This is a genomic window from Natronomonas gomsonensis, assembly GCF_024300825.1.
Lineage (GTDB): Archaea > Halobacteriota > Halobacteria > Halobacteriales > Haloarculaceae > Natronomonas > Natronomonas gomsonensis.
Window position 1 is genome coordinate 3,450,550 of sequence record NZ_CP101323.1, and the last position, 20,109, is coordinate 3,470,658.

Annotated in this window: 23 protein-coding genes; 9 read left to right on the top strand and 14 right to left on the bottom strand. The window is 61.5% G+C overall.

The genetic code is table 11. From position 1 onward, the window contains the following. Positions 1–89: 89 nt before the first annotated feature. Entirely contained in the window at positions 90–1,481 is a 1,392-nt protein-coding gene (locus tag NMP98_RS18325) for an erythromycin esterase family protein (protein ID WP_254859290.1), read from the top strand. A 16-nt stretch (positions 1,482–1,497) separates the two neighbouring features. Here the strand turns inward: NMP98_RS18325 and NMP98_RS18330 are convergent, their stop codons facing one another. After that, on the bottom strand, positions 1,498–1,953 hold the full coding sequence (locus NMP98_RS18330; protein ID WP_254859291.1) for a DUF8162 family protein: 456 nt from the start codon (positions 1,951–1,953) through the stop codon (positions 1,498–1,500). Positions 1,954–2,225: 272 nt separating this feature from the next. Here NMP98_RS18330 and NMP98_RS18335 point away from each other — a divergent pair, with 272 nt between their 5' ends. Next, the gene (locus NMP98_RS18335) at positions 2,226–2,768 is read left to right on the top strand and encodes a hypothetical protein (RefSeq protein WP_254859292.1); all 543 of its coding nucleotides are present in this window, start codon (positions 2,226–2,228) and stop codon (positions 2,766–2,768) included. A gap of 15 nt (positions 2,769–2,783) precedes the next feature. On the opposite strand, the gene NMP98_RS18340 is transcribed toward NMP98_RS18335, so the two are convergent. The 4 genes from NMP98_RS18340 to NMP98_RS18355 all read right to left on the bottom strand — a co-directional run bounded on the left by NMP98_RS18340 (position 2,784) and on the right by NMP98_RS18355 (position 5,676). Beyond that, a complete protein-coding gene (locus NMP98_RS18340) occupies positions 2,784–3,017 on the bottom strand; it encodes a hypothetical protein (protein ID WP_254859293.1) in 234 nt (77 codons plus the stop codon). A 103-nt stretch (positions 3,018–3,120) separates the two neighbouring features. Continuing rightward, positions 3,121–3,780 carry an AIM24 family protein gene (locus tag NMP98_RS18345; protein WP_254859294.1) on the bottom strand — a complete coding sequence of 220 codons (660 nt, stop codon included), beginning with the start codon at positions 3,778–3,780 and terminating at the stop codon, positions 3,121–3,123. A gap of 261 nt (positions 3,781–4,041) precedes the next feature. Beyond that, complete coding sequence (locus tag NMP98_RS18350) at positions 4,042–5,034, bottom strand: M48 family metalloprotease (protein ID WP_254859295.1); 993 nt, start codon at positions 5,032–5,034, stop codon at positions 4,042–4,044. Positions 5,035–5,112: 78 nt separating this feature from the next. Further along, a complete protein-coding gene (locus NMP98_RS18355; RefSeq protein WP_254859296.1) occupies positions 5,113–5,676 on the bottom strand; it encodes a hypothetical protein in 564 nt (187 codons plus the stop codon). A 185-nt stretch (positions 5,677–5,861) separates the two neighbouring features. Here NMP98_RS18355 and NMP98_RS18360 point away from each other — a divergent pair, with 185 nt between their 5' ends. Further along, positions 5,862–7,127, top strand: coding sequence for a DUF6498-containing protein (locus NMP98_RS18360; RefSeq protein WP_254859297.1), 1,266 nt, complete (start codon positions 5,862–5,864; stop codon positions 7,125–7,127). A gap of 224 nt (positions 7,128–7,351) precedes the next feature. On the opposite strand, the gene NMP98_RS18365 is transcribed toward NMP98_RS18360, so the two are convergent. From NMP98_RS18365 to NMP98_RS18385, 5 genes are all read right to left on the bottom strand, one after another. Next, entirely contained in the window at positions 7,352–7,750 is a 399-nt protein-coding gene (locus NMP98_RS18365; protein ID WP_254859298.1) for an ArsR/SmtB family transcription factor, read from the bottom strand. Continuing rightward, a complete protein-coding gene (locus tag NMP98_RS18370; protein ID WP_254859299.1) occupies positions 7,743–8,141 on the bottom strand; it encodes a magnetosome magnetite crystal formation protein family in 399 nt (132 codons plus the stop codon). The genes NMP98_RS18365 and NMP98_RS18370 overlap by 8 nt, the downstream gene beginning before the upstream one ends. Before the next feature lie 104 nt (positions 8,142–8,245). After that, complete coding sequence (locus NMP98_RS18375; protein ID WP_254859300.1) at positions 8,246–8,821, bottom strand: helix-turn-helix domain-containing protein; 576 nt, start codon at positions 8,819–8,821, stop codon at positions 8,246–8,248. Positions 8,822–9,033: 212 nt separating this feature from the next. Continuing rightward, entirely contained in the window at positions 9,034–9,666 is a 633-nt protein-coding gene (locus NMP98_RS18380) for a hypothetical protein (RefSeq protein WP_254859301.1), read from the bottom strand. Positions 9,667–9,880: 214 nt separating this feature from the next. Next, positions 9,881–10,453 (bottom strand): helix-turn-helix transcriptional regulator, encoded by a 573-nt coding sequence (locus NMP98_RS18385; RefSeq protein WP_254859302.1) that lies wholly within the window; start codon positions 10,451–10,453, stop codon positions 9,881–9,883. A 150-nt stretch (positions 10,454–10,603) separates the two neighbouring features. Here NMP98_RS18385 and NMP98_RS18390 point away from each other — a divergent pair, with 150 nt between their 5' ends. After that, complete coding sequence (locus tag NMP98_RS18390) at positions 10,604–11,236, top strand: hypothetical protein (protein WP_254859303.1); 633 nt, start codon at positions 10,604–10,606, stop codon at positions 11,234–11,236. Positions 11,237–11,439: 203 nt separating this feature from the next. Here NMP98_RS18390 and NMP98_RS18395 read toward each other — a convergent pair whose 3' ends face one another. After that, positions 11,440–12,276, bottom strand: coding sequence for an MBL fold metallo-hydrolase (locus tag NMP98_RS18395; RefSeq protein WP_254859304.1), 837 nt, complete (start codon positions 12,274–12,276; stop codon positions 11,440–11,442). A 131-nt stretch (positions 12,277–12,407) separates the two neighbouring features. On the opposite strand from NMP98_RS18395, the gene NMP98_RS18400 reads away from it, so the two are divergent. The 3 genes from NMP98_RS18400 (at position 12,408) to NMP98_RS18410 (ending at position 16,004) form a co-directional block, all read left to right on the top strand. Then, a complete protein-coding gene (locus NMP98_RS18400) occupies positions 12,408–13,754 on the top strand; it encodes an FAD-dependent oxidoreductase (protein WP_254859305.1) in 1,347 nt (448 codons plus the stop codon). A gap of 150 nt (positions 13,755–13,904) precedes the next feature. Then, complete coding sequence (locus NMP98_RS18405) at positions 13,905–15,050, top strand: MBL fold metallo-hydrolase (protein WP_254859306.1); 1,146 nt, start codon at positions 13,905–13,907, stop codon at positions 15,048–15,050. A gap of 81 nt (positions 15,051–15,131) precedes the next feature. Further along, positions 15,132–16,004 carry a CPBP family intramembrane glutamic endopeptidase gene (locus NMP98_RS18410; RefSeq protein ID WP_254859307.1) on the top strand — a complete coding sequence of 291 codons (873 nt, stop codon included), beginning with the start codon at positions 15,132–15,134 and terminating at the stop codon, positions 16,002–16,004. Between the two features lie 15 nt (positions 16,005–16,019). Here the strand turns inward: NMP98_RS18410 and NMP98_RS18415 are convergent, their stop codons facing one another. Continuing rightward, positions 16,020–16,886: a DUF6920 family protein gene (locus NMP98_RS18415; protein WP_254859308.1), complete on the bottom strand. Its 867-nt coding sequence runs from the start codon at positions 16,884–16,886 to the stop codon at positions 16,020–16,022. 76 nt (positions 16,887–16,962) lie between these two features. Next, the gene (locus tag NMP98_RS18420; RefSeq protein ID WP_254859309.1) at positions 16,963–17,856 is read right to left on the bottom strand and encodes a universal stress protein; all 894 of its coding nucleotides are present in this window, start codon (positions 17,854–17,856) and stop codon (positions 16,963–16,965) included. 110 nt (positions 17,857–17,966) lie between these two features. Between NMP98_RS18420 and NMP98_RS18425 the strand changes: the two genes are divergently transcribed. Next, complete coding sequence (locus NMP98_RS18425; RefSeq protein ID WP_254859310.1) at positions 17,967–18,530, top strand: diadenylate cyclase; 564 nt, start codon at positions 17,967–17,969, stop codon at positions 18,528–18,530. 117 nt (positions 18,531–18,647) lie between these two features. Then, a complete protein-coding gene (locus NMP98_RS18430) occupies positions 18,648–19,043 on the top strand; it encodes a hypothetical protein (RefSeq protein WP_254859311.1) in 396 nt (131 codons plus the stop codon). A gap of 190 nt (positions 19,044–19,233) precedes the next feature. Here NMP98_RS18430 and NMP98_RS18435 read toward each other — a convergent pair whose 3' ends face one another. After that, positions 19,234–19,869 carry an IS6 family transposase gene (locus tag NMP98_RS18435; RefSeq protein WP_254859312.1) on the bottom strand — a complete coding sequence of 212 codons (636 nt, stop codon included), beginning with the start codon at positions 19,867–19,869 and terminating at the stop codon, positions 19,234–19,236. Positions 19,870–20,109: the final 240 nt, after the last annotated feature.

Consider the following 20,109-nt stretch of genomic DNA (forward strand, 5'->3'; position numbering starts at 1 on the left):
CGCCCCACAGTTAACAACTTTCATCGGCAAACGACGAAAACTTGATATGTAGATTTTTCACCCGAGGGTGGCAACTCCCATGTTGACGCATGCTGCCCTCCAACCGAATTTCGCGTCGACAGTTCGCTACGATACTTGCCACGACGGGTGTCAGTTCACTCGCCGGGTGCTCGAACGACTCCGAGACTGGCGGGACGCCCACGCCGGACGACGCCACCCCATCCGGCACACCGGATGAAGGGGACTCTAGTGTCCCCCTCGCCGCAATCGAGCAACAGTCGGTCCCCGTCGAGTTTTCGGCTTCGTCCGACGGATTCGACACCGTCGCTTCGACCGTCTCGACGGCACCGATAGTCGGCATCGGTGAGAACTCCCACGGGGTGCGAGAGTTCAAAACCGCGCCGTACCACTTGATTCGGCGACTCGTTTCGAATCACGGGTATCGACTGATTGCGATGGAAGGGACGCTCGGTGATTTCGAAGCAATCAACGAGTACGTCACGGGTGGCGACGGACGCCTCGAAGCGGCGATGTCGTCGTTGGACTTCTACTTCTGGCAGACAGCGGGTCTCCGAGAGCTCTTCGGGTGGCTTCGGGAGTTCAACGAGGGGCGCTCCTCTGACGACCAAGCCGTCGTCTACGGGTACGACGCCCAGTTCTACGATACGAACGCCGAGGCGATTCGCTCGTATTTCGAGGCGGTCGATTCGGAGTATCTGAGCGAGATAACGGACAGATTGGAGCCGCTCACGGTGCCGCCCTCGGAGAAGTCGGATGCCGAGTTCATCACCGACGACCGTGTCTCGTTCCTCGAAGAACTCCGAGAACGGCTCCGGACGAAGAAATCAACGTACGTCGACCGGCGTTCGCTGTCGGCGTGGCAACTGACGATGCGACACGTCTGGACGCTCGAACGGGGACTGCGGTTCTTCGAGACGAGCCACCAAGAGGGGACCGCCCACGCCGAGGCGCTCCGTGACGAAGCGATGGCGCGGAACGTTTCGTGGCTGCGTGACTGGACGGGCGCCGACCGCGCCGTCGTCTTGGGGAACTCCAATCACACGATGCGGGGCTACCGCGGGTCGGGCGAGACAAACGCGCGAATGGGCCAGCACCTAACCGACGAGTTCGGGGCGGACTACTATTCGCTCGGACAACTGTTCGGCACCGGGTCGTTTGGCGTCCCGACGAATCACGCTCGGACCGAATTCAAGTCCTTCGACCTTGGCGAGCCGATAGACGGAACGCTTGCAGCGACGTTCGTGTCGGCCTCGAACTCACGGCTCTTCCTCGATTTCGACGACGCTCGAAACGACGCGAACATCGACCGATGGCTGGGTGGCATCTCCGAGATTCAGTTCTCGGTTCCGCGCGCCGCCAAGCGAGGGTCCGTCCCCTTGCCGGCATCCCCCGGTGACACCTACGACGGTGTTCTGTTCGTCCAAAACGTCACGCCGGCGCAGTTCACATCCGGAGAGTAGCTGTCTTGGCCCTCGGCTACGTCGGAAGGTTTGCAACCAGAATCACCGCTCCGATGACGAGGAAGAGGACGGTCGTGACGATGGCGTACCAAAGGACTCCCACTCCGAGTGCGATTCGCCCGCTCAATCCATCGCCAGCCGGTGACCAGATGCCGCGGGCTGGAAGCGTTCGGAGCGCCGCAATCGCTCCGGCGCTCGGAACGGCAAGGTTCACGATGATGACGCCGCCGACGATTGCGGCCACGTCGCCTCCGGTGACCATCCCTATCCCTGCTGCGAGGAGGAACACGGCGAGATACGATAGACACTGAACCAGGAGTATTCCCACTCCGAGGAGAGCGTAATTCAGGGCCATCCAGCGCGTCGGCCAAACGAACAGTGCCCGGAGGCGCTCGACGACCAACAACGGAGACCAGACGAACAGCACGACGGCTGTAAACACGGCGACGGCGCCCAATTCAGTCGACACCACACGACGCCTCTACTTTGTTGATATGAATAAAACGCGGTCCTCTGTTGCAGTCTCTGAAACACTGCCCGGAAATGTAGGCCCCCGCGTTCGCTATGGAGGGTGCGGACACCGCCACGAAACCGGTTCCGAACGGTGCTTGCTGGCTTCGAATCGTCGTTCCGGTGTGTGTCGATTCATCGACTGACAAACGGTCTCGTACATCACCGAAGCGTTTCAGGGCCTGAAACGGTGCTCGGTGACTGATAACCCCTGCGTGTGGAGGTGTCGTTGCTATGCCATCGGACAACGGTACGTTGCAGTCCGCAGTTGCATCAGGAGTCGGTCGACGTCGATTTCTCGCCTTCAGCACGAGCGCAGCGGTCGCTGGGTTCGCCGGTTGTACGCACCTGATGAACAGCCTTGGAAGCCTAGTTCTCGACGACGTAAACCTGTTCAACGAGACGAACGAGGTGCGGGCAGGGTCGATTCAGGTTACCGACCCGAACGACGAACCCGTCCTCGACGAGCAGTTCGAACTCGCGGCGAGTGACGAGGAAGACGACGCGGGCAGCGAGGGAACCGACGACCCCGACGAAAACGGTGACACCACCTACGGAGACGTCCTGACGGACGCCGGGGCGTATACGATTACGCTCGATTTGGATGAGGACAGCGAAATAAACGGCGTCGGGTCGGCCGAACGGTCGGTGGATGTCACCGCGCCGGCGGACGAACACATCGTCGTCGGTCTCGGTGTCGGTAGTTCGGAGAACCCCATCGAGATAACGGTCATCGAAGAACTCAGCGACCTCGAAGACGCCGAGAGCAGTTCCTGATTCCGTCGCCGCCGACTAGCCAAGCAGCAATCGGACGGCGATTCCAGTTGCCCACACGAACGTCCCAAAGACGAGTACGTACGTCATCGGTCCGTACTCCGTCACAATCGGGTTTGCTTCGTATCGAACGAAACCGTATACCGCACCGACGAACAGCACGATACCACCACTGGCCTGCAGCACCGTGGCCGCTGTCGCTTGGAGTGGTTCGGTCGTTCCGATTTGCGCCAACAGCAGGATGCTAACCACGAGAAAACAGGCCGATACCAGACGGGATGGATGCATGGACAGAACTGACCTCTCGATTACCCTCCGACAATCGGGGACAGCGCCGCTTCAGCTCGGGGCTGGGTCACAGCTGTGAGCCTTCCTCGTGCGGTTGAATGACGACGAACCCGTCGGAGCCGGTGAACTCCATCTGTATCGTCTCACCCGAAGTTTGTCCGATTTCAATCATCTTGTTCGTCCTGAACGACGGTGAGAGATTGGTGCTCCACGCGACGGTTGCGTCGGGGTCGGTCACGACCGGCGGTGTCATCACCAATGGGTCGCCGTGCGTCGAGATGGCGACCTGTCCGGGACCGGTGAGATAGACGTTGGTCAGTCCCCCGGCGGCCGCTTCCGAGAGGCTTCCGATGGTGTTGATTTCGTAATCGACCGTGGACCCGAAGCCAAGGATATCGTTGCCGTTGACCGAAATCGATTCGTCGGGGTCGAGGTCGAGGATTTGGACCTTTTTGCCTCGGTCGGCAACGTAGAGCCGACCGCTCCCCTCGGCTTCCATAATCGGCGTCCCCTCGCTCGTCACCGCCTCCTTGACGAACCCGGTGAGTCCACCCTCGGCGGAGGATTTTCCGGTGAACGTCATCTCGCCGGTGTATCCAATCATCGACCCGGCCTTTATCATCACCGTCCCATCGACGGGGATTTCGAGCAGTCGATTGTTCGTCTTCCGAAAGCCGTCTTCGCTCTCCGTGGGGGCGTGCGATTGGGTGAATTCTTCTAAGTTCATGGCGACACCCGAGGTTTCACAACTGATGAGTAAAACCGGCAGGGCACTGTTTCACGAATTGAAACACTGCGGGCGGTTTGATGTTACTTACCTGTGCACGATTAGGTGCCCGCCGAGTCGGAGGCGGGAGCAGTATCCGACGCCGAAGCGAAAATCCGTTCCCTCCACCCCCTCCGTAATCCCCCACTGCCGCCCTCTTTTCGAGGCGACGAAAACGAACGTCCGCATCGAACGGTGCCTCGTTGACGCTGCTCGGTCTATCTACTTTTTTGTCTGTTCTCGTCGACGCGCTTCGGCCGACAGTGCCTCGATTCGGTCCCGCGTCGGCGGATGCGTATCGAAGAGCCGTCGTTCGATTCTGTGGAGCCGTTTTCGAAGCCACCAGTAGGACGGTTCGGTTTCGCCGTCGGGGCCGAGCATCACCTTCTCGGGTTCGTCCGGTTCGAGCGAGAGAATGGATAGCGACGAGACACCCGCAACCGCCCGGAGGTCTTGGTTCGGTGTCTCGGCGATGTTTCGGTCCAGCCGCTGGAGCGCGCTGGCAAGAGCGGCGGGCGAACCGGTCGCCTCCGCGGCAGCCCGGTCGGCTGCCCGCTCTCGGACTCTCGAAAGCCGGGCGACGATTGTTCGTCCGATAACCCAAACGACCGTCGAGAGGAACGCCAGCGGGACGACGACAATGGCGCCCCAACCGGGATTCTCCACCTTCGAAACCCGAGTCCCCAGCCCCTCGGCGAGGACGACCGGGAGCGAAACGGCGGTCATAATCATCGCGTCTCGGTTTTTGACGTGAGCGAGTTCGTGAGCGAGTACCGCTTCCAACTCGTCAGTTCCCTCAAGCGCTTCGAGGGTGCCACGCGAGAGCACCAAGTGAACGGCGTCCGGCCGGAAGCCGACGGCCAACGCTTCGGGTACGTCTCGTTCCGCTATTGCAATACGGGGGACAGGTACGTCGAGTTGGGCTGCGATTCGAGTCGCCGTCTCGTACAGTTCCGGTGCCGCATCTCGACTCACGGTCTGGGCGTCCGCGAACCGCTCTATCGTGTCGACCTGCCTGTATTCGAGATAGCCGACGGTCAACAGGATTATCGCAGTGATTCCGGCCGAAAGCATGGCTGGCGAACCGATTTCGAGAAAAGTGAGAATAGCGTAAAAGACGCCCCACGTTCCCGCGAGAAACCCAACGGTAACAACGCCGATTCCGGCGACGGCACCGACCATTCCAACATACAATTCGAGGTGATTGGAGGGCATCACGAACGGCTTCGGAACAGGTGCTGAAAAACGTTGAGTACCGACTTCGATGGCCGATTCGGGCAGTCGTCCCGTCGTTCAGTTGGTGGGGTTGGAACGCACCCGGTTGACTACTCGCTCGGTGACCAACAGTAGCAGGCAGACGCCGAAGAGGTCGAACGCAGTATCCCAGAGAACGAGGTCACTCTTGGCCCCCGGGTCGACACCGAGAACAGTCAACACACTGCCGAGAGTCAAAAGCAGGAGGCTCAACTGAAAGCCGGCTAGCACCAACGTACGGACGCCGGCGGTGTCACGCATCGTAAGGAACCGACGCAGCGAGAGTTGGTCCAACGGGTTGGCTGCCGTGAGAGGTCGGTCTGCCTCGGCTGGTGGCTGCTCCGAGTCCGGGTCTCTGATGTAGTGCAGCGTCGCCGGCTCGTCGTACGATGTCGTGGCGACGATGTCGCTCGCTCGGAGTTCGTCCAGTTGCTCCAGAAGTATTTCGTCTTCGATATCGGGGAAAACGTCCGTACACAACTGTTTAGTCGAGAGGAACGGCTGATCTGTCTGGAGTAGCGATTCGACGAGTCCGACTCGAATCGCGTCGAAATCGGTCCCCCGGTCGATTCGACGTTCTATCCATGGCGGGAGGGCGGACATGGCAAAGCCCCCTCGTCTCCAGAACGGGATAAATCGGTGCGGAGATTCTGCGGCCACTGGCCGGCAATCGGCGCGCGTACAACGGCGTCGGACGCCCACTGAAGCTATCGCGGCGGCACAAGCCGAGTGACTCCTGAACTGCAGACAGCCAGATACTTGTCTCGGCCAATCCGCATATTCGGCCGATGGTCTCCCTCCAGACCGTACAACACTACAGTCCTCCCGCGGAGACGATAGCCGTCATCGTTGCGAACGCGCTGCCACTCGTCGGCGTCGTCTTCCTGGGCTGGGACCTCGCGGCCCTCGTCTTTCTCTACTGGTTCGAACTCGGCATCCTCTCGTTTTGGGCACTCGCTCAAGCGCTGTTTGCCGGCCGCCCCTCGGAACTCGATGGTTCTCCACTGATTGCGGGCGCGGTGGCGAGTAAGCGAACGACGATTCGACTTCCGTTTACCGACCTCGGGATTCGGCTTTCGACGCTACCCGTCATGGCCGTCGCCATCCCCATCCTCACACTCCTGTGGTTTTTCGCGGGGGTCATGACAGTCGGCGTCATCGGGACCGAAACACCCGACCCGGACGCACTGGTGATGGTGGTACTCGCCGGCTTCGGCATCTTCTGCAGCGAAGGGGCCTCGACGCTCCTCGAGTATTTCTACCGAGGTGGCTACCGCGAACATAGCGCGCAAACCGCGATTCAGGGCGTGTTCATCCGCGCCGCGGTAATCGGTGTCGGCGGAATGTTGACCGCGATGTTCGTCGGGCTTGGTGCGGGGGCGGTCGAACCCGACGACCCGATTACGGCGGTCGACCCGACTGTCGTCGGCTTCCCGCTCCTGGTTGGAATCGTCCTCGTGAAATTCGCGTTCGACCTCGGGGGTCTCTATCGCGACCGGTTGGTCGCCTTCGACGAGGCGTCGTACTTCGAACTCGGGTGGGCGTACGAACCCCCATCCGAAGACTCCATCCTTCCGGCCAAGCCCGTAACCGAACGACTGCGCCCGACCGGCGTGGGCAGAGCCGTGGGCGGCGTTTCGGTCTCGAACGTGCGACGCCATCCGGGTGCGCTGGCCGTCGGTGGCTTCATCCTCCTCGTGTCGCTGCTCTTCGTCATGGGTGGCGTCTGGGATACTGTGCTTGTCTTGGTGGCACTCGCTCTCGTCGTTCCAATGATGCTTCTCCTGCTCGACTACTGGCTGCGGTACGGTGGCATCGAGTATCGGGTGTCGGGAGACACGGTTGTCGCCTACGACCGACTGTTTCGGACGCGGTTGTGGCGAATCGAGCCGTGGGACGAAAGCGGCTTGCGCATCGAGCAGGGTCGACTTGACGGCGTACTCGACACGTCGACGGTCGTCATCGAGTGTTCCGAGCGGGACCTTCGGCTGCCACACGTTCGGAACCCCGACCCGATTATCGACGTGTTCGACCGTCGTGTCAGCGGCGGCTAAGGAAGGGCGGCATCCGAACGGTATTCGGGGGATTCGAACCGAGCAGCCATCGATTTTCCCTCGGCGTTGTCAAAACAGGCCAAGTAGCTCGAGAACCACGTTGACGACCTTGTCTAGCGTTCCTCGCTCCTCCTCGTCGTCGTTCTCCGACGACACGGTATTGCTGTCTCTCATGTTCTTTTGCGCTTTGTACGTCGATGTCGAGTGGTTCACCCCGGACGATATCAACGCTGACGGTCGTCTTCGGTGTCTACGGTCAGTGACTCTCCTGTCGAACGATGTGACCGGTCGAGGGAGACTTCGAAAGAGCCGTCGACGAATTCGACGGTTACCGCCTCGAAGGTCGCGACGTACGTCTCACAGTGGTGGCCGTCCGGGTCGTGTCGCTGCCGCGTCTCGATGAGGTCATGTTCCCGGAGGCGGTCGATGCGTCGATACGTCGTCGCTTTCGAGGTGCCACAGCGGTCCATCAACTCACGCGCCGACAACGGTTCGTCGCTCGTGTGTCGGAGGATGGAGCGTGCGTGCTCGTCTTCGAGGAGGGCTGCGATTCCCTCTAGGTCGACGTCGAGTCCTGCGTTCCGAGGGCTGACTCGCTTCGTAGCGGGGTGTGCATTACTCATCGTTCGACACGAGTTCGGGAACCAGTGGGTACTTCCAAGCCGTTCCGAAGATGGCCTTCCCTGTCGCGATAAACGGGAATATCAAGCCGAGGAACGAGGCGACGATGAACACGAATGCGGAGACGATTGCCACCACCGTGACGACGGTATCCAACGGAGCGGGAAGCGTTATGAGCTCTATTGTCCCTCCCGTCCCGGTTTCGAGTTCTTCGGCACCGAACAGGAAGGTCACGATGGTGATGATTGCGAGGATGGTTATGGATAGATGCCAATTCAGCGCGTGCCGTGCGTTCTCTTTGGTGAATTGGTGACTCGAGGCCAGGTATACGATGCCAGCGCCGACGATACCGGCTCCGAAGAGGCCGGTCAGGAAGCCGAAGATGTGGACCAATATTCCGGTAATCGGGCGTTGCTCTAAGAGGTCGGGCGACGATGTCGTTTCTGTCATTTCGTGGGAGGGTGTGTTCGTGTCTCAGTTGTTTCGATGCGATACGGTCACTCGGCTCCGAACCAGTCCTTGTTACGAATCCAACGCGCGATTCGTTCGCCAATCAACAGGAGCAGACAGATGCCGAAGAGGTCGAAGGCGGCGGCCAGCAGTCGGCTGTCGCTTTGCGTTCCCGCGTTGACTCCGAGAACGAGCGCGACGGCACCGAGTGCGAAAAGCAGCAGACTGAGTTGAAAGCCTGCCAGTACGAGCGTGCGGATTCCCACGGTGTCTTGAAGGGTGAGGAATCCGCGAAGGGAGAGCCGATCCAGCGGGGATTCGCTGGTCAACGCACGCTTGCCTTCGGGTGAGAGCGGCCAGTCCGATTCTCGGTGATCGATGTAGTACAGCGTAATCGATTCGGGATACGTCTCGGTCGCGACTACATCGATTTCCTGTAGCTCCTTGAGTCGGTTCCGGACCGTTCCTTTCCCGACGTCCGGTTTCACACGCGCTTGGAGCTGTCGAATCGAGAAGAACGGTCGATCGGCCTCGAGCATCGTCTCGACGACGTGCTCTTGGGTGAGCGTGTTGTTGAGGTTCCGATCGATACGTTCTTCGATCCACTTCGGCGTCTCTGACACAGCATCCTCGTCTGTGAGTGCCGGGGTAGTAAAACCGGGAGCGATTTTCGCGGTCGCCGGGTGCGATTCGGCGGGCGCCCAACGGTGTTCGATAGCAGTCGAAACGAATAATCGCCGATTAAACGATGGCTTACTGACTAATATCGGGGGTCAGGACCGAAACGGCGAGCGAGGAAAACCGGAGGTGGCTGCAGTTCAGCCCCTACGGTAGTTCAGTTCTCCGCCGAGAGGTCGATTCGGATGATGTCCTCGGAGGAAGTCGTCTCCTCGCTGCCTTCGACTTCCATCGTGAACGTTCCGTCACCGCCACGTTCTATCGAGCTCTCGTTGAGTTGGACCTGATGGAGCTCATCGGAGCTGATTCGCGTGGCGTTCTCGTCGCTGTCGGCTCGTTTCTGGGCATCTACGGTTTCGATGTCGTAGTTGCTCCCATCGATTTCGATGGCGTTGGAGGCGTTGAGTCGGACGGGTTCGTGGGTCCGCGTGACGACTCCGTCGGTGAGGTCGACCTCGGCGATGACTCGCGTGTCATCGGGGGCGTCGACGGGTGCCATGTGGACGGACACGGAGTCCTCGTCGAACGCCGAGGCCCAGAGCTTGAAGTGGACGCCTGTGTCGTCGTCGAAGTAACTCCGTACGGTTTCGTTCGCCCACGCCGCCTCGAGGGCGCGGTCGGCTTCTTCCTCGCTCAGCTCGTCGGGATTGACATTCTCGACGGTGTGGTCGTTCGGTAGTTCGGTTTCTGTCGATTCATCGGTCGGGGTGTCCAGGGTCGCGCCGACGACACCGCCTGTACTGAGGGCAAGCAGTGCGGCGACCGCCAGGACGGCTAGTTTGTGTCGCATCGTGTTCGTTCACCTCGTGTGAGAGCCGCCACGCCCGGCCGGTGGATACGGTAAATCGACCGTCTACCCCTCGCAAACCGTTCGAAATCAGCGAGGGTTCGGGTCCGCCGGTGGGGTGGTGCTCTCGTCGTACCCTTCGAAGAAAGACCTGAAAGTGTTTGATTGGAAATGTGTTCCGAAACGGTTTCGAAAGCCGTTTCAGCGGCTGTAGCGGCTACGTGAGAACAACGACGTTTCCCATCCCTCGTCGTTTGCGCTCGAGTAGGTCCTTGCTTTCGAGGGTATCCAGTGTCCGGCTGACCGTCGCCTTCGAGAGGTCGGTTTCCTCGACGATGTCACGCTGGGGGAGTTTCCCACCGGCGTCCCGAACAATGGTGAACACGGTCTTTTCGTTGTTGTGCAAGCGCTCAATCGTCTCGTCCCAAGCTTCCGACTGTGGTTGAGCGATACCGTCACCGTCGCTGCGCACGGCGTCCGCGTTGTCGGTGCCTCGGCCGACGGGTGTCGTTGTCTGTTGACGCTCTCGCGTCTCGGTGTCCACTCCGTCGGGAGCGTCGTCGAAGAGGAGATAGGTCCCGCTCCCGCCGAGGAGTGTTGCTGCGACGGCGACGACGGCGACTTCGGGATACGTGAAGTACTCACCTAACTGGGTGGTTTCTGCGCCGCTTTGCCCGAGGGAGACCACGACTGGTGTGGGCGTAATCAACTGGAGGGCAAGGACGAGCGTCGCAGCCACGAAGAGAATCGCTGCGAGCAGTCGCTTGCCGTGGAGGGCCGGCAATTCCATACCGATACGTCTCTCACGGCACCGTTTAATGAGTATCGCTCTCTCGTCGAAAAACGGGCGTGAAACGCCTGTGAAACGCCTTTCAAACCGGTTTCCAACGCGTTTCAGCCAAGGACTGATTTGGTGTTTCACCCAATACTGTAGATAACGATGACCGACTTGCGTGCACGTCTCGCTCTCCTCGCTGGGCTTGCTCTCCTCGGTATCGGGCTCGCGGTTACCGGAGCCACTGTGGATGCAACTGATTCCCTCCGCGACTCGGAGTCGCCACCGGCGTTCGTCGTCTCCGATCAGAACGTTACCTTCGAAGCCGGCGACCAGCAAACGACTGTCGTCGGCAACATGGAGCGGGTCGACAGTCTCGAAGTGGAACAAACCAACGACAAGCAGTACACGGTTCACACGGCGACTGCCGACCCGGTGTCTACCGCCGAGCGTCGACGGGCCAAGGAAATCACCCGGGACAACGAGACCATCCAGCGGTCTCTGGCGAAGTTGCATCGCTACGAACTCACCGTCGACCCGATTCACACGCTGACAGCGGAGTCTTCGGTGCGTCTCAATGGCACTGTCCTGGCTGGCGATGTGGAAAGTGACAACGGCACCACTTACACGTTCGATGTGACGGAGCCCGATGGAAGCGTCGTCGTCGACCGACAACCCGACTACGTTGACGACGAAGTCGCCGTCAGAGTCTCGAATCCGGCTACTGACGAACTGTATTTCAGTGTTATCGTCGACCTGGAAACGAACGAAGTCGTCGATACGACCGGAATGGACTGACGGCTGAAGCGAGTGGGCGCTCGTTGGTCTCGGGAATACTGACTGGTTTTATAATCCGCTGGTGTCAAGTTCGCACTGATGCCCTCCTCGAAGCCCGATTCGGTTAGTCCGAGTAGCGTTTTACTCTTGGCCCTCCTCGCGTTCGTGCTCACCCTCATCGCCGTGTGGCTGAGATGACTGCCTGAAACGAACCGCGACGCTCGTTACGGTTCGGTAAACACCACTGACCCCCCGAACTCGTATCGACGAGCGTCACCCCAGTCCGTCTCGACCACCTCGTAGTCGGGGTCGCCGTCGATGATGCGTCGAAGCCCGTCTTCGAGTCGGTCGAGAATCGCCAACTCCTCACCGACGAACGGCGGGTTGTGACTCGTGAGCAATGTCTCGAAGACGCCGGCGTCTCGCAACTCGCGGAGTCGTTCGAACGTCTCCAGATAGGCTCGCAAGTCACCGCCTTCGAGGTGGACGTACAGCCCTTCGTCGACGTGTATCACGTCACCGCCGTAGAGGACGCCCGACTGGCGGTCGAGAAAGCCCAACTGTCCCTGGGAGTGTCCCGGGAGGTGGAGGCTTTCGAGCGTTCGGTCACCGAGGTCGAAGGTCTCGTCGCCCGACAGTGGCGTCGGGTTCTCGACTGGCTCGATGGCGTAGTCGTCGGCGTCGAAGTCGTCGGGCAACGCCTCCCCGGCGGCCTGCCAGCGCTCGAGGAAGTTCGCCGGACGCCCGAGGAACTCCTCGGAGCGACCGTCGAGTGCGACCCGGCCGGCCGGCGAGCGTTCCCGTTCGTGGATGCGAACGTCGTCGAACTGCGCTGCGTTGCCGATGTGGTCCCAGTGCCAGTGGGTGAGCAACAGCGTGACGGGGGTGTCGACCAACCCCTCGACGAGCGCGCGGAGGTCACCGACGCCGATGCCCGCATCGATGAGATACGACCGCTCGGTTCCCGCAGCCAGATACATCCCGTAGTATGGCCCCTCCAAAATCCGGTAGGTGCCATCGGAGACGGCCTCGACGTCGTACCACTCGTCGATGCTGTTCATTGTCACTGCGAGGTAGCGGACCCTCTTGACAGTTTTCGCTCGCGACCCCCGGGTGGTTCGTCCGGTTTGGACGTTCTCAGTATTGTGGAATTTGAGAAATACTTTTGGCACTCCCACCCGAACTATGACGTATGGGTGATACATTTGTCGTCATCGGCGGAGACGCAGCTGGAATGAGCGCCGCGAGCAAGGTCAAACGGGATAACCCGGAGATGGACGTCGTCGTCTTCGAGAAGGGCGAGTGGGTGTCCTACGCCGCCTGCGGGATGCCGTACTACGTGAAGGGCGCCGTCGACGACATCGACGACCTCGTCACCGTCACGCCCGAGGAGTTCCGCGAGGAGCGGGACGTGGATTTGCGGACCGGCCACGAAGTCGTCGGTATCGACCCGGAGGGCCAGACGGTCACCGTCGACGACGGCACGGAGACGTTCGAACAGCCCTACGACGACCTCCTCGTCGCGACGGGGGCGACCGCGATCGAACCGCCGTTCGACGGGATGGACCTCGATGGCGTATTCACCATCCACGACATGGACGAGGCCGAGGCCATCGAGACGTTCGTCAGCGAGCAGTCTCCCGAGACGGCCGCCATCGTCGGCGGTGGTTACGTCGGCATCGAGATGGCCGAGGCGCTGGCCGAACGCGGGGTCGACGTTTCCATCTACGAGATGCTGCCGCACGTGCTCCAGCCCTTCGGGGAGACGGTCGCGGAAACCGTCGAAGAGCACCTGCGAGAACAGGGCGTCGGACTCCATCTCGAGACTGCCGTCTCCGGATTCGACGGCGACGGCTCCGTCGAGGTCGTCGAACTCGAAGACGACACCCAGCTAGCCGACATCGCTATCGTCGGCGTCGGCGTCGCACCGAACGTCGACCTCGCAGAGGACGCCGGCATCGAGTTGGGTCCGACCGGCGCCATCGCGACCGACGACTACGGCCGCACGAACTACGAGAACGTCTACGCCGCGGGCGACTGTGCCGAGGCGCGCCACGTGGTGACCGGCGAACCCGACCACGTTCCGTTGGCGCTGACGGCCAACCGCGCCGGCCGCGCTATCGGACAAACGATTTCCGGGTCACCGACGCCGACCGGCGACATCGCCGGGACGGCCATCGTGAAGGCCTTCGACCTCGGCGCGTCCCGGACCGGGCTCATCGACGAAGAGCGGGCCCGAGAAGCCGGTTTCGACCCCGTCTCGGTGACGATTTCGGCGGCCTCGCGGGCACACTACTACCCCGACGGCTCGGAACTGACGGTCACGCTGATGGCCGACCGGGAGTCCGGTCGCGTCCTCGGGAGTAGCCTCGTCGGACGGGAGGGTGTCAAACGCATCGACACAGTCGCGACCGCACTCGCCGCGGAGATGACCGTCGAGGAACTCCAGAACACCGACCTCGCGTACGCGCCGCCGTTCAGTCCGGTGTGGGACCCGATACTCACCGCGCCAAAGGTCCTGCAGGGCAAACTGGACTGAGCAATCGAGGCCTGATAACGCGAGGTGTCACCTCGAGTGACCCCTTCGTATCGCGATACTAGCACTCACTTCGGTTCGATAGAATTTCGTAAATAGAACAATATTGTCGAATCCTTTTTGTTCCTGCGGTGAGATTGACTCGGTAGAACCATGTCTTCCGTCCCCGAGATGACGCCCGAGGACCTGTACGAGCACATCGAGGCGGGTGAACCGGTCACGGTCGTCGACGTGCGCCAACCGCACGAGTACGAGAAGTGGCACATCGAGGGGCCGAGCGTCGAGACGGTCAACGTGCCCGACCGGACGCTGACCCAGTTGGACCCCGCGGAGGTGCTGGCCGACCATCCGACCGAGACGGTCGTGACCGTCTGTGGGACGGGAAAAATCAGTCGTGAATCGGCGCGTCATCTCCGGCGGGCCGACGTCGACGTCCGAAATCTCGCTGGCGGGATGGAGGCGTGGGCGGACCTCTCGGTGTACACGGAACTGACGACGGACGCCGACGCGACGGTGCTGCAGTTCCGGCGCCCCTCCAGCGGCTGTCTGGCGTATCTCGTCGTCTCCGGTGACGAAGCGGCGGTCATCGACCCGCTGTCGGCTTTCGCCCGGGAGTACGTCGACGTTGCGGCCGACCACGGGAGCGAACTCACCTACGCCGTCGACACGCACGTCCACGCCGACCACGTCAGCGGCGTCCGCGAACTCGGCGAACACACCGACGCGACTGCGGTCGTCCCCGCGGCTGCGGTCGACCGCGGCATCGACTACGACATCTCCTACGAGACGATTGCCGACGGCGAGACGCTCGAAGTCGGGAACAGCACGATTGCGGCGATTCACACGCCCGGGCACACCTCGGGGATGACCGCCTACTACGTCGACGAGGCGGTCCTGCTGACCGGCGATGGGCTGTTCGTCGACAGCGTGGCCCGGCCCGACCTCGAAGCCGGCGCCGACGGCGCACCGGAAGCCGCAGCCCAACTGTATCAGTCGCTACAACAGCGGGTTCTCACGCTACCCGACGAGACGCTCATCGCGCCGGGACATCACGGGACCCACGCCGAACCGGCTGCCGACGGCAGTTACACGGCCCCCCTACGCGATGTCGTCGAGCGACTCGATATCCTGTCGCTGCCCGAAGAGGAGTTCGTCGAGGCCGTCCTCGCCGATATGCCGCCGCGGCCCGCGAACCACACCCAGCTCATCGCGACGAACCTCGGCCAACGCGACATCCCACGACAGCGCGCCCTGCAACTCGAACGCGGGCCGAACAACTGTGCGGCGACGGCCGACTGAACGACGAACTGTTTCTGTGTGGTGACGGGCCCCTCCTTGGAGCGGAAAAGCGTTTAATGCGATTCCGAGGAGTGTTCTTCTATGGAAAGTTCTAGCATACCGCTCGTCGAGGACCGTCCAGTCGTCGCGTTCTTCCTCGGTGCGTATCTCTACACGTGGGTGGTTTCGGCGCCGGCCGTGTTCATGGAGCCGAGTTGGTCGGCCGCGATTCTCGTCTACGTGGGGAGTTTCGGCCCGCCGATTAGCGCCGCGGTCGTCACGTGGCTGCGCGGCGACGACGTTCGGGCGTGGGCGCGACAGATTACTCGCTGGCGGGTCGGCTGGAAGTGGTGGGCCGTCGCCGCCGGCCTCCCGATTGCAGCGGCTGTGGGTATCACGCTCGTGCTCGTCGTCGTTCGCGGCCCCGTCGACCTCGGGCAGGCGTTTCCCTCGCCGATTCTGTTCGCCGTCATCTTCCTGTTCGCGCTGCTGTTGAGCGGCGGTCTCAACGAAGAACCCGGCTGGCGTGGGTTCGCCCAGCCACACCTCAACGAGCGCTACGGGGCGGTGCCGGCGAGCCTGCTCATCGGCGTCGTCTGGGCCGGCTGGCACGCCCCCTACTTCGTCATCCCCGTGACGCCGCACTCCAGTTTCCCGCTCGTCAACACGCTCGGCTGGGTCGGCGGGATTCTCACGCTGTCGATTCTGCTCGGGTGGCTGTACAACAACACCGGCAGCGTTCTGCTCGTGATGGTGCTACACGCGATGGCGAACACCGCCGACGTAGTCATTCCGCTGGCGGCGGACCAAATCGTCATCGACGGCATCATCGACGAAAGCGCCGTCGGCGTCGTCACGGTCGTCCACCTCGCAGTGTACGTCTTCATCGTCTTCGCCGTCATCGCCGTCTACGGCCGGGAACGACTCACCGACGGCGAGATGCCGGACGCGACGGATGCCGGTGCCCGGCCCTGATGTCACGAGGCTGTTTCACGTCGAGTAGTCGATAGCTTCGATGGTCGCCCGCCAGTAGGGGAGGTCACCGTCAGGGAGGGTCCAGGCCACCTCCGCCTCGGTCGGCACTCGCATGCCGTCGCGACGCTCGTAGGCGCGGAAGTGCCCAGTCCACGAGGCGTAGTCGTCGTCTTCTTGTCGGTAGCGTTCGGCAGTGACGCGCTCGATTTCGTCGTCGGCATCGAAGTGGAACACGACCGAGGCCGTCACGTCGCCGTCTTCGAGGGTTGCACGCGCCGAGTCGTCGTCGATGGCCTCCCAGGTGACGCCCGCCTCGGGCAACAATGCGGTCGGCACCCAGACGGCCTCGACGAGATACCGGAGGAGTTCGCCCTCGTTCATCTCAGGGGCGGGGCCGGCGCTCGCCACGGGGATGGCGCCGAACAGCCGCGCTTTCAGGATGCCGTCGCCCGCTCGATACAGGTCGACGACGCGGGCGGGAACGAGTGGGGCGATGTCGATACGTGCGTCCCAGACGAATCCCGGTGGCCGGACGGTGACGTGCTGGGTCGCTTCCAGCGGGCGCCAGTCGGCGTCGGCCCCGCCAAGGCGGAACGTCCCCTGCTGTCGCAATCGCGCCGTTCGGACGTGGGGCTGTCCCGGTTCGAGGACGCGCTCGAAGTACCGGCGGACCGGCGCCGGCAACGACTCGATGTCGTCGGGAGTGAATCGAGGTGGCGCCGGCTGCTCGGAGTCGGCCGCCGCATACAGGGCGTCGACGTGGTCGTTGATTTCGGTGGCAAACCGGCGGCGGGCGAACACGATGGCGGCGATGACGACCCCGAGCGCTGCCGCGAGCAGCGGCCAGCGGCGTCGGGAGGGAGATGGCTCCGAACTTGACATACTCATCGTACCGTGGGAATCAGGATAAATCAACTCGAGGGGGCTCGTCGCGCGGCCCGTCGCTTCGCAGCCCGGGTCAGTCGGGTCGTTTCACCACGAGAACTGGAACGTCGACCGTCCGAAGCACGGTCGAGGCGACGCTACCGAGGAGTTGACGCGTGAGGTTCGACCGGCCGTGTGACCCCATCACCACGAGGCCGATTCCGTTCTCCTCGAGGTATTCTTCGATGCCGGCGGCCGCTCCATCCATCGAAGTCGTCCGTTCGACGGCGGTCTCGACCGTCAGCGACGGGACGGATTCCGTGATGTCCGTCGCGACGCGGTCGACTGCGTCCTGGCCTCTCGCTTCGAGTCGTTCGATGAACGCCCGGTCGAGTCCGCCGGCGTCGAACACGCCGCCTGCAGCTTGCAGGTCGACGACGTTCAACACGTGGAGCGTCGAACCACAGCGTTCGGCGACACCGATACCATGCGGGACCGCCACCTCGGCGTTGTCGCTGCCGTCCGTCGGGATAAGAACGTCCGAATAATCGGCGTCCAGTTCATTCACGTCGCCATCCGGAACGACGAGCACAGGCGTGTCGCCCCGATGGAGGACCTGTTCGGTAACGCCGCCCAACAGACGGCGACCGAGCCCCGTCCGTCCCTGTCTCCCGACGACGAGTAAATCGGCGTCAGTCGACTCTGCGTGGTCACAGATTTGGGCGGCGGGCTTGCCTTCGAGCAGTTCCGTCCGGACGGTGTGGCCGACCTCTGCTGCGATGTCCTCGATTTCTGCGAGGGCTTCCTCGCCGCGTTCTCGCAGTTGGCGCTTCTCGTCGGCCGTCTCCGTAAGTCGGAGCGTTTTCCGCTCGACGACAGAGACCACATCCACCTCCGCATCGAAGGCCTTCGCGAGTGCGAGCCCCCGTCTCGCCGCTCGACGGGCTTCTTCACTCCCATCGACGGCGATTACGATTCGGTCGTACATCTCTGGTGGGACGTTGGCGGGGCACTCCCTTCACCGTTTGCCGACACGATTCGAGCGCCGAAACGGGACGTGTACGGAGTTCTATATCCCTCCCGATACGAGTGGGGAGTATGACTACAGCCGACCCGTTGGACATCGCCTATCGGTCGCACGAACGGGTGCAGGAGTTGATCGACCGGATTCGGGTCTGTATGGAGGACATCAGCCTGTCCTTCGAGCGCTGGGAGGAGCCGTACGTCACCGGCCCGGGGCTGTATTTCGCCGTCGTCTCCGGGCCCACCGTCAGAAATCACGCGGACCCGATGGGGAACAATCGCTGGCCCGACGTCGACAATCGTAATATCCTCGACGACGTGGATGGGTTCTACGAGGCGACGACCGAGGTCGCTCGCACTCGAGACGGTGCGGTGGTCGTGAGCGTCGACGGTGTCGTACAGGAACAGCTGGTCCGGTTCCGAAGCTACTCTCCTGAGTCGGAACGTTCTCGGGAGGACTCAAGTCCGTACGCAGATTGGATGGGGTCTCGGCACATGAGCGCACTCGATACATCCGCTCGGCCGGACGTGGTCACGACGATGACGTTGAGCGAAGAGACCGGTCGTGTGACCGTCTTCGAGGAGGGCGAGTACAGTACGACACCGCGCGAGCAACTGTCACGAACGTGGGTCGACTGAGTACGTGGCGCTCGCACCTGTTCGCGTGGAACGCAGACCGCAGCACTCCCATAGACCACATACCGTCTCCAGGGGGTTCTGGAGAAGATACTTATGCACCTGTTCTGACCCCGATGTATGCGCTCGAATTGGTCTCGGCGTGCCCTCCTCGGCGGCGTTGGCTCGATGACTGTTGTGGGTCTTTCCGGGTGTAGCGGTCCCTTCGCGAGTAGCCGGGGGGCAACTGATGTTATCATACACAACGATGGCGACGTGGCACGGACCGTCGAGCTGACTGTCACACAACGGGACAGTGAGGCTTCCCCAATCGACACCCGTCTTAAACTCAGCCCGAACGAACAGACGGTAATCAACAACAACGTAATAATGGGGGGTGACTACGACGTGGACGTCTCCTTTATCGATTCGACTCGGGACTCGTCGTACTCGGAGACACAAGCGTGGGACGACGCTGGCCAGCCACTTCACGTCATGCTGAACAATCAGATTGTATTCGCAGTCCAGATAGGCTGAGAAACGTTCTGTATCTCATGTGTTTGCTAACTCCCGATAGCGTCTGCTTCTTCGCCAATGTGGGACTCCCCCGAGTGGGGTGAAAAATCCTTAATACGGCTGCCGTTCCCGCCCTACTAGATGTCCCTGTCGAGAGATGCTCTCCTGTTCAGTATCGTGTTGATGCTTTGGGCCGTTCGAATGGTAGTGTTCAGATAAGCTGATTCCATGCGAAGGCGAAGGATCGAAGCCAATCGTCGGCGGTGTCTGCTTCGGCGTTGCTGAAACAGTTTGAGAAGCTGGTAGTTCGTCGTTTTATCTCACGAAAGACACGTTCGACGCTGTTCCGATTTCCGTGTTTTTCGTATCTGAAATCGAGGCCGTGACGACGGCAGGCGTCTTTCAACGAGTGCGAGCCGTCGATGAGAAAGACAGCGTCCTCGACGTTGTGTTTTTTGCGGAGTTCAGCAAAGAATGCTTGAGCAAGAACGCTGTTTGTGGTCGGTTCAAGCGCTGTCTGGAGTACTTCGTTCGTCGTCGGATCGACTGCGGCATACAGCCAGTACTGCTCGTTATTGAGTCGAATCACGGTTTCATCGACTGCAACGTGATTCGGGTTCTGATCAGACTCGGGCTGTAGATCGGCTTTATGAACCCAGTTGTGGACGGTAGATCGCGCCCGATTGACACCGAATATCTCAAGAATAGAAACGGTATTCGAAAGTGATAATCCAGCCAAATGGAGGTGAATACCGAGCTTCATTAGCAGTCGCGGTGTCGCTTCGCGCTCCACAAAACCTAACTCAATCTCGTCCAAACATCCGCTGAGGCGTGTGTTTTCGGGCATGAACCACTCAGAAAACACACCGCCTCACTCTTCATCCTTATCTGAACACCGCCGTTCGAATCGAGGCGAGAGGGTACGGTACGTCCGGAACGATTGTTCTCGCCTCGCTCGGAATTGGGGTACTCGGACTTGCTGGAAGTCTCTTTTCGGCCGTGACTTCCGTAGGGCAGCGTCCCGATTCCGACGCCTCCGAATGATTCGGATTTTCCGCGCGTAACCGTGGTTACCGCCGTAATCCAC

What these genes read in the sequence shown, in the direction of transcription:
- NMP98_RS18325 (WP_254859290.1), top strand. Translation starts at nt 90, where the DNA reads ATGCTGCCCTCCAACCGAATTTCGCGTCGACAGTTCGCTACGATACTT.
- NMP98_RS18335 (WP_254859292.1), top strand. Translation starts at nt 2,226, where the DNA reads ATGCCATCGGACAACGGTACGTTGCAGTCCGCAGTTGCATCAGGAGTC.
- NMP98_RS18345 (WP_254859294.1), bottom strand. Translation starts at nt 3,780, where the DNA reads ATGAACTTAGAAGAATTCACCCAATCGCACGCCCCCACGGAGAGCGAA.
- NMP98_RS18350 (WP_254859295.1), bottom strand. Translation starts at nt 5,034, where the DNA reads ATGCCCTCCAATCACCTCGAATTGTATGTTGGAATGGTCGGTGCCGTC.
- NMP98_RS18355 (WP_254859296.1), bottom strand. Translation starts at nt 5,676, where the DNA reads ATGTCCGCCCTCCCGCCATGGATAGAACGTCGAATCGACCGGGGGACC.
- NMP98_RS18360 (WP_254859297.1), top strand. Translation starts at nt 5,862, where the DNA reads ATGGTCTCCCTCCAGACCGTACAACACTACAGTCCTCCCGCGGAGACG.
- NMP98_RS18365 (WP_254859298.1), bottom strand. Translation starts at nt 7,750, where the DNA reads ATGAGTAATGCACACCCCGCTACGAAGCGAGTCAGCCCTCGGAACGCA.
- NMP98_RS18380 (WP_254859301.1), bottom strand. Translation starts at nt 9,666, where the DNA reads ATGCGACACAAACTAGCCGTCCTGGCGGTCGCCGCACTGCTTGCCCTC.
- NMP98_RS18385 (WP_254859302.1), bottom strand. Translation starts at nt 10,453, where the DNA reads ATGGAATTGCCGGCCCTCCACGGCAAGCGACTGCTCGCAGCGATTCTC.
- NMP98_RS18390 (WP_254859303.1), top strand. Translation starts at nt 10,604, where the DNA reads ATGACCGACTTGCGTGCACGTCTCGCTCTCCTCGCTGGGCTTGCTCTC.
- NMP98_RS18395 (WP_254859304.1), bottom strand. Translation starts at nt 12,276, where the DNA reads ATGAACAGCATCGACGAGTGGTACGACGTCGAGGCCGTCTCCGATGGC.
- NMP98_RS18400 (WP_254859305.1), top strand. Translation starts at nt 12,408, where the DNA reads ATGGGTGATACATTTGTCGTCATCGGCGGAGACGCAGCTGGAATGAGC.
- NMP98_RS18405 (WP_254859306.1), top strand. Translation starts at nt 13,905, where the DNA reads ATGTCTTCCGTCCCCGAGATGACGCCCGAGGACCTGTACGAGCACATC.
- NMP98_RS18410 (WP_254859307.1), top strand. Translation starts at nt 15,132, where the DNA reads ATGGAAAGTTCTAGCATACCGCTCGTCGAGGACCGTCCAGTCGTCGCG.
- NMP98_RS18415 (WP_254859308.1), bottom strand. Translation starts at nt 16,886, where the DNA reads ATGTCAAGTTCGGAGCCATCTCCCTCCCGACGCCGCTGGCCGCTGCTC.
- NMP98_RS18420 (WP_254859309.1), bottom strand. Translation starts at nt 17,856, where the DNA reads ATGTACGACCGAATCGTAATCGCCGTCGATGGGAGTGAAGAAGCCCGT.
- NMP98_RS18425 (WP_254859310.1), top strand. Translation starts at nt 17,967, where the DNA reads ATGACTACAGCCGACCCGTTGGACATCGCCTATCGGTCGCACGAACGG.
- NMP98_RS18430 (WP_254859311.1), top strand. Translation starts at nt 18,648, where the DNA reads ATGCGCTCGAATTGGTCTCGGCGTGCCCTCCTCGGCGGCGTTGGCTCG.
- NMP98_RS18435 (WP_254859312.1), bottom strand. Translation starts at nt 19,869, where the DNA reads ATGCCCGAAAACACACGCCTCAGCGGATGTTTGGACGAGATTGAGTTA.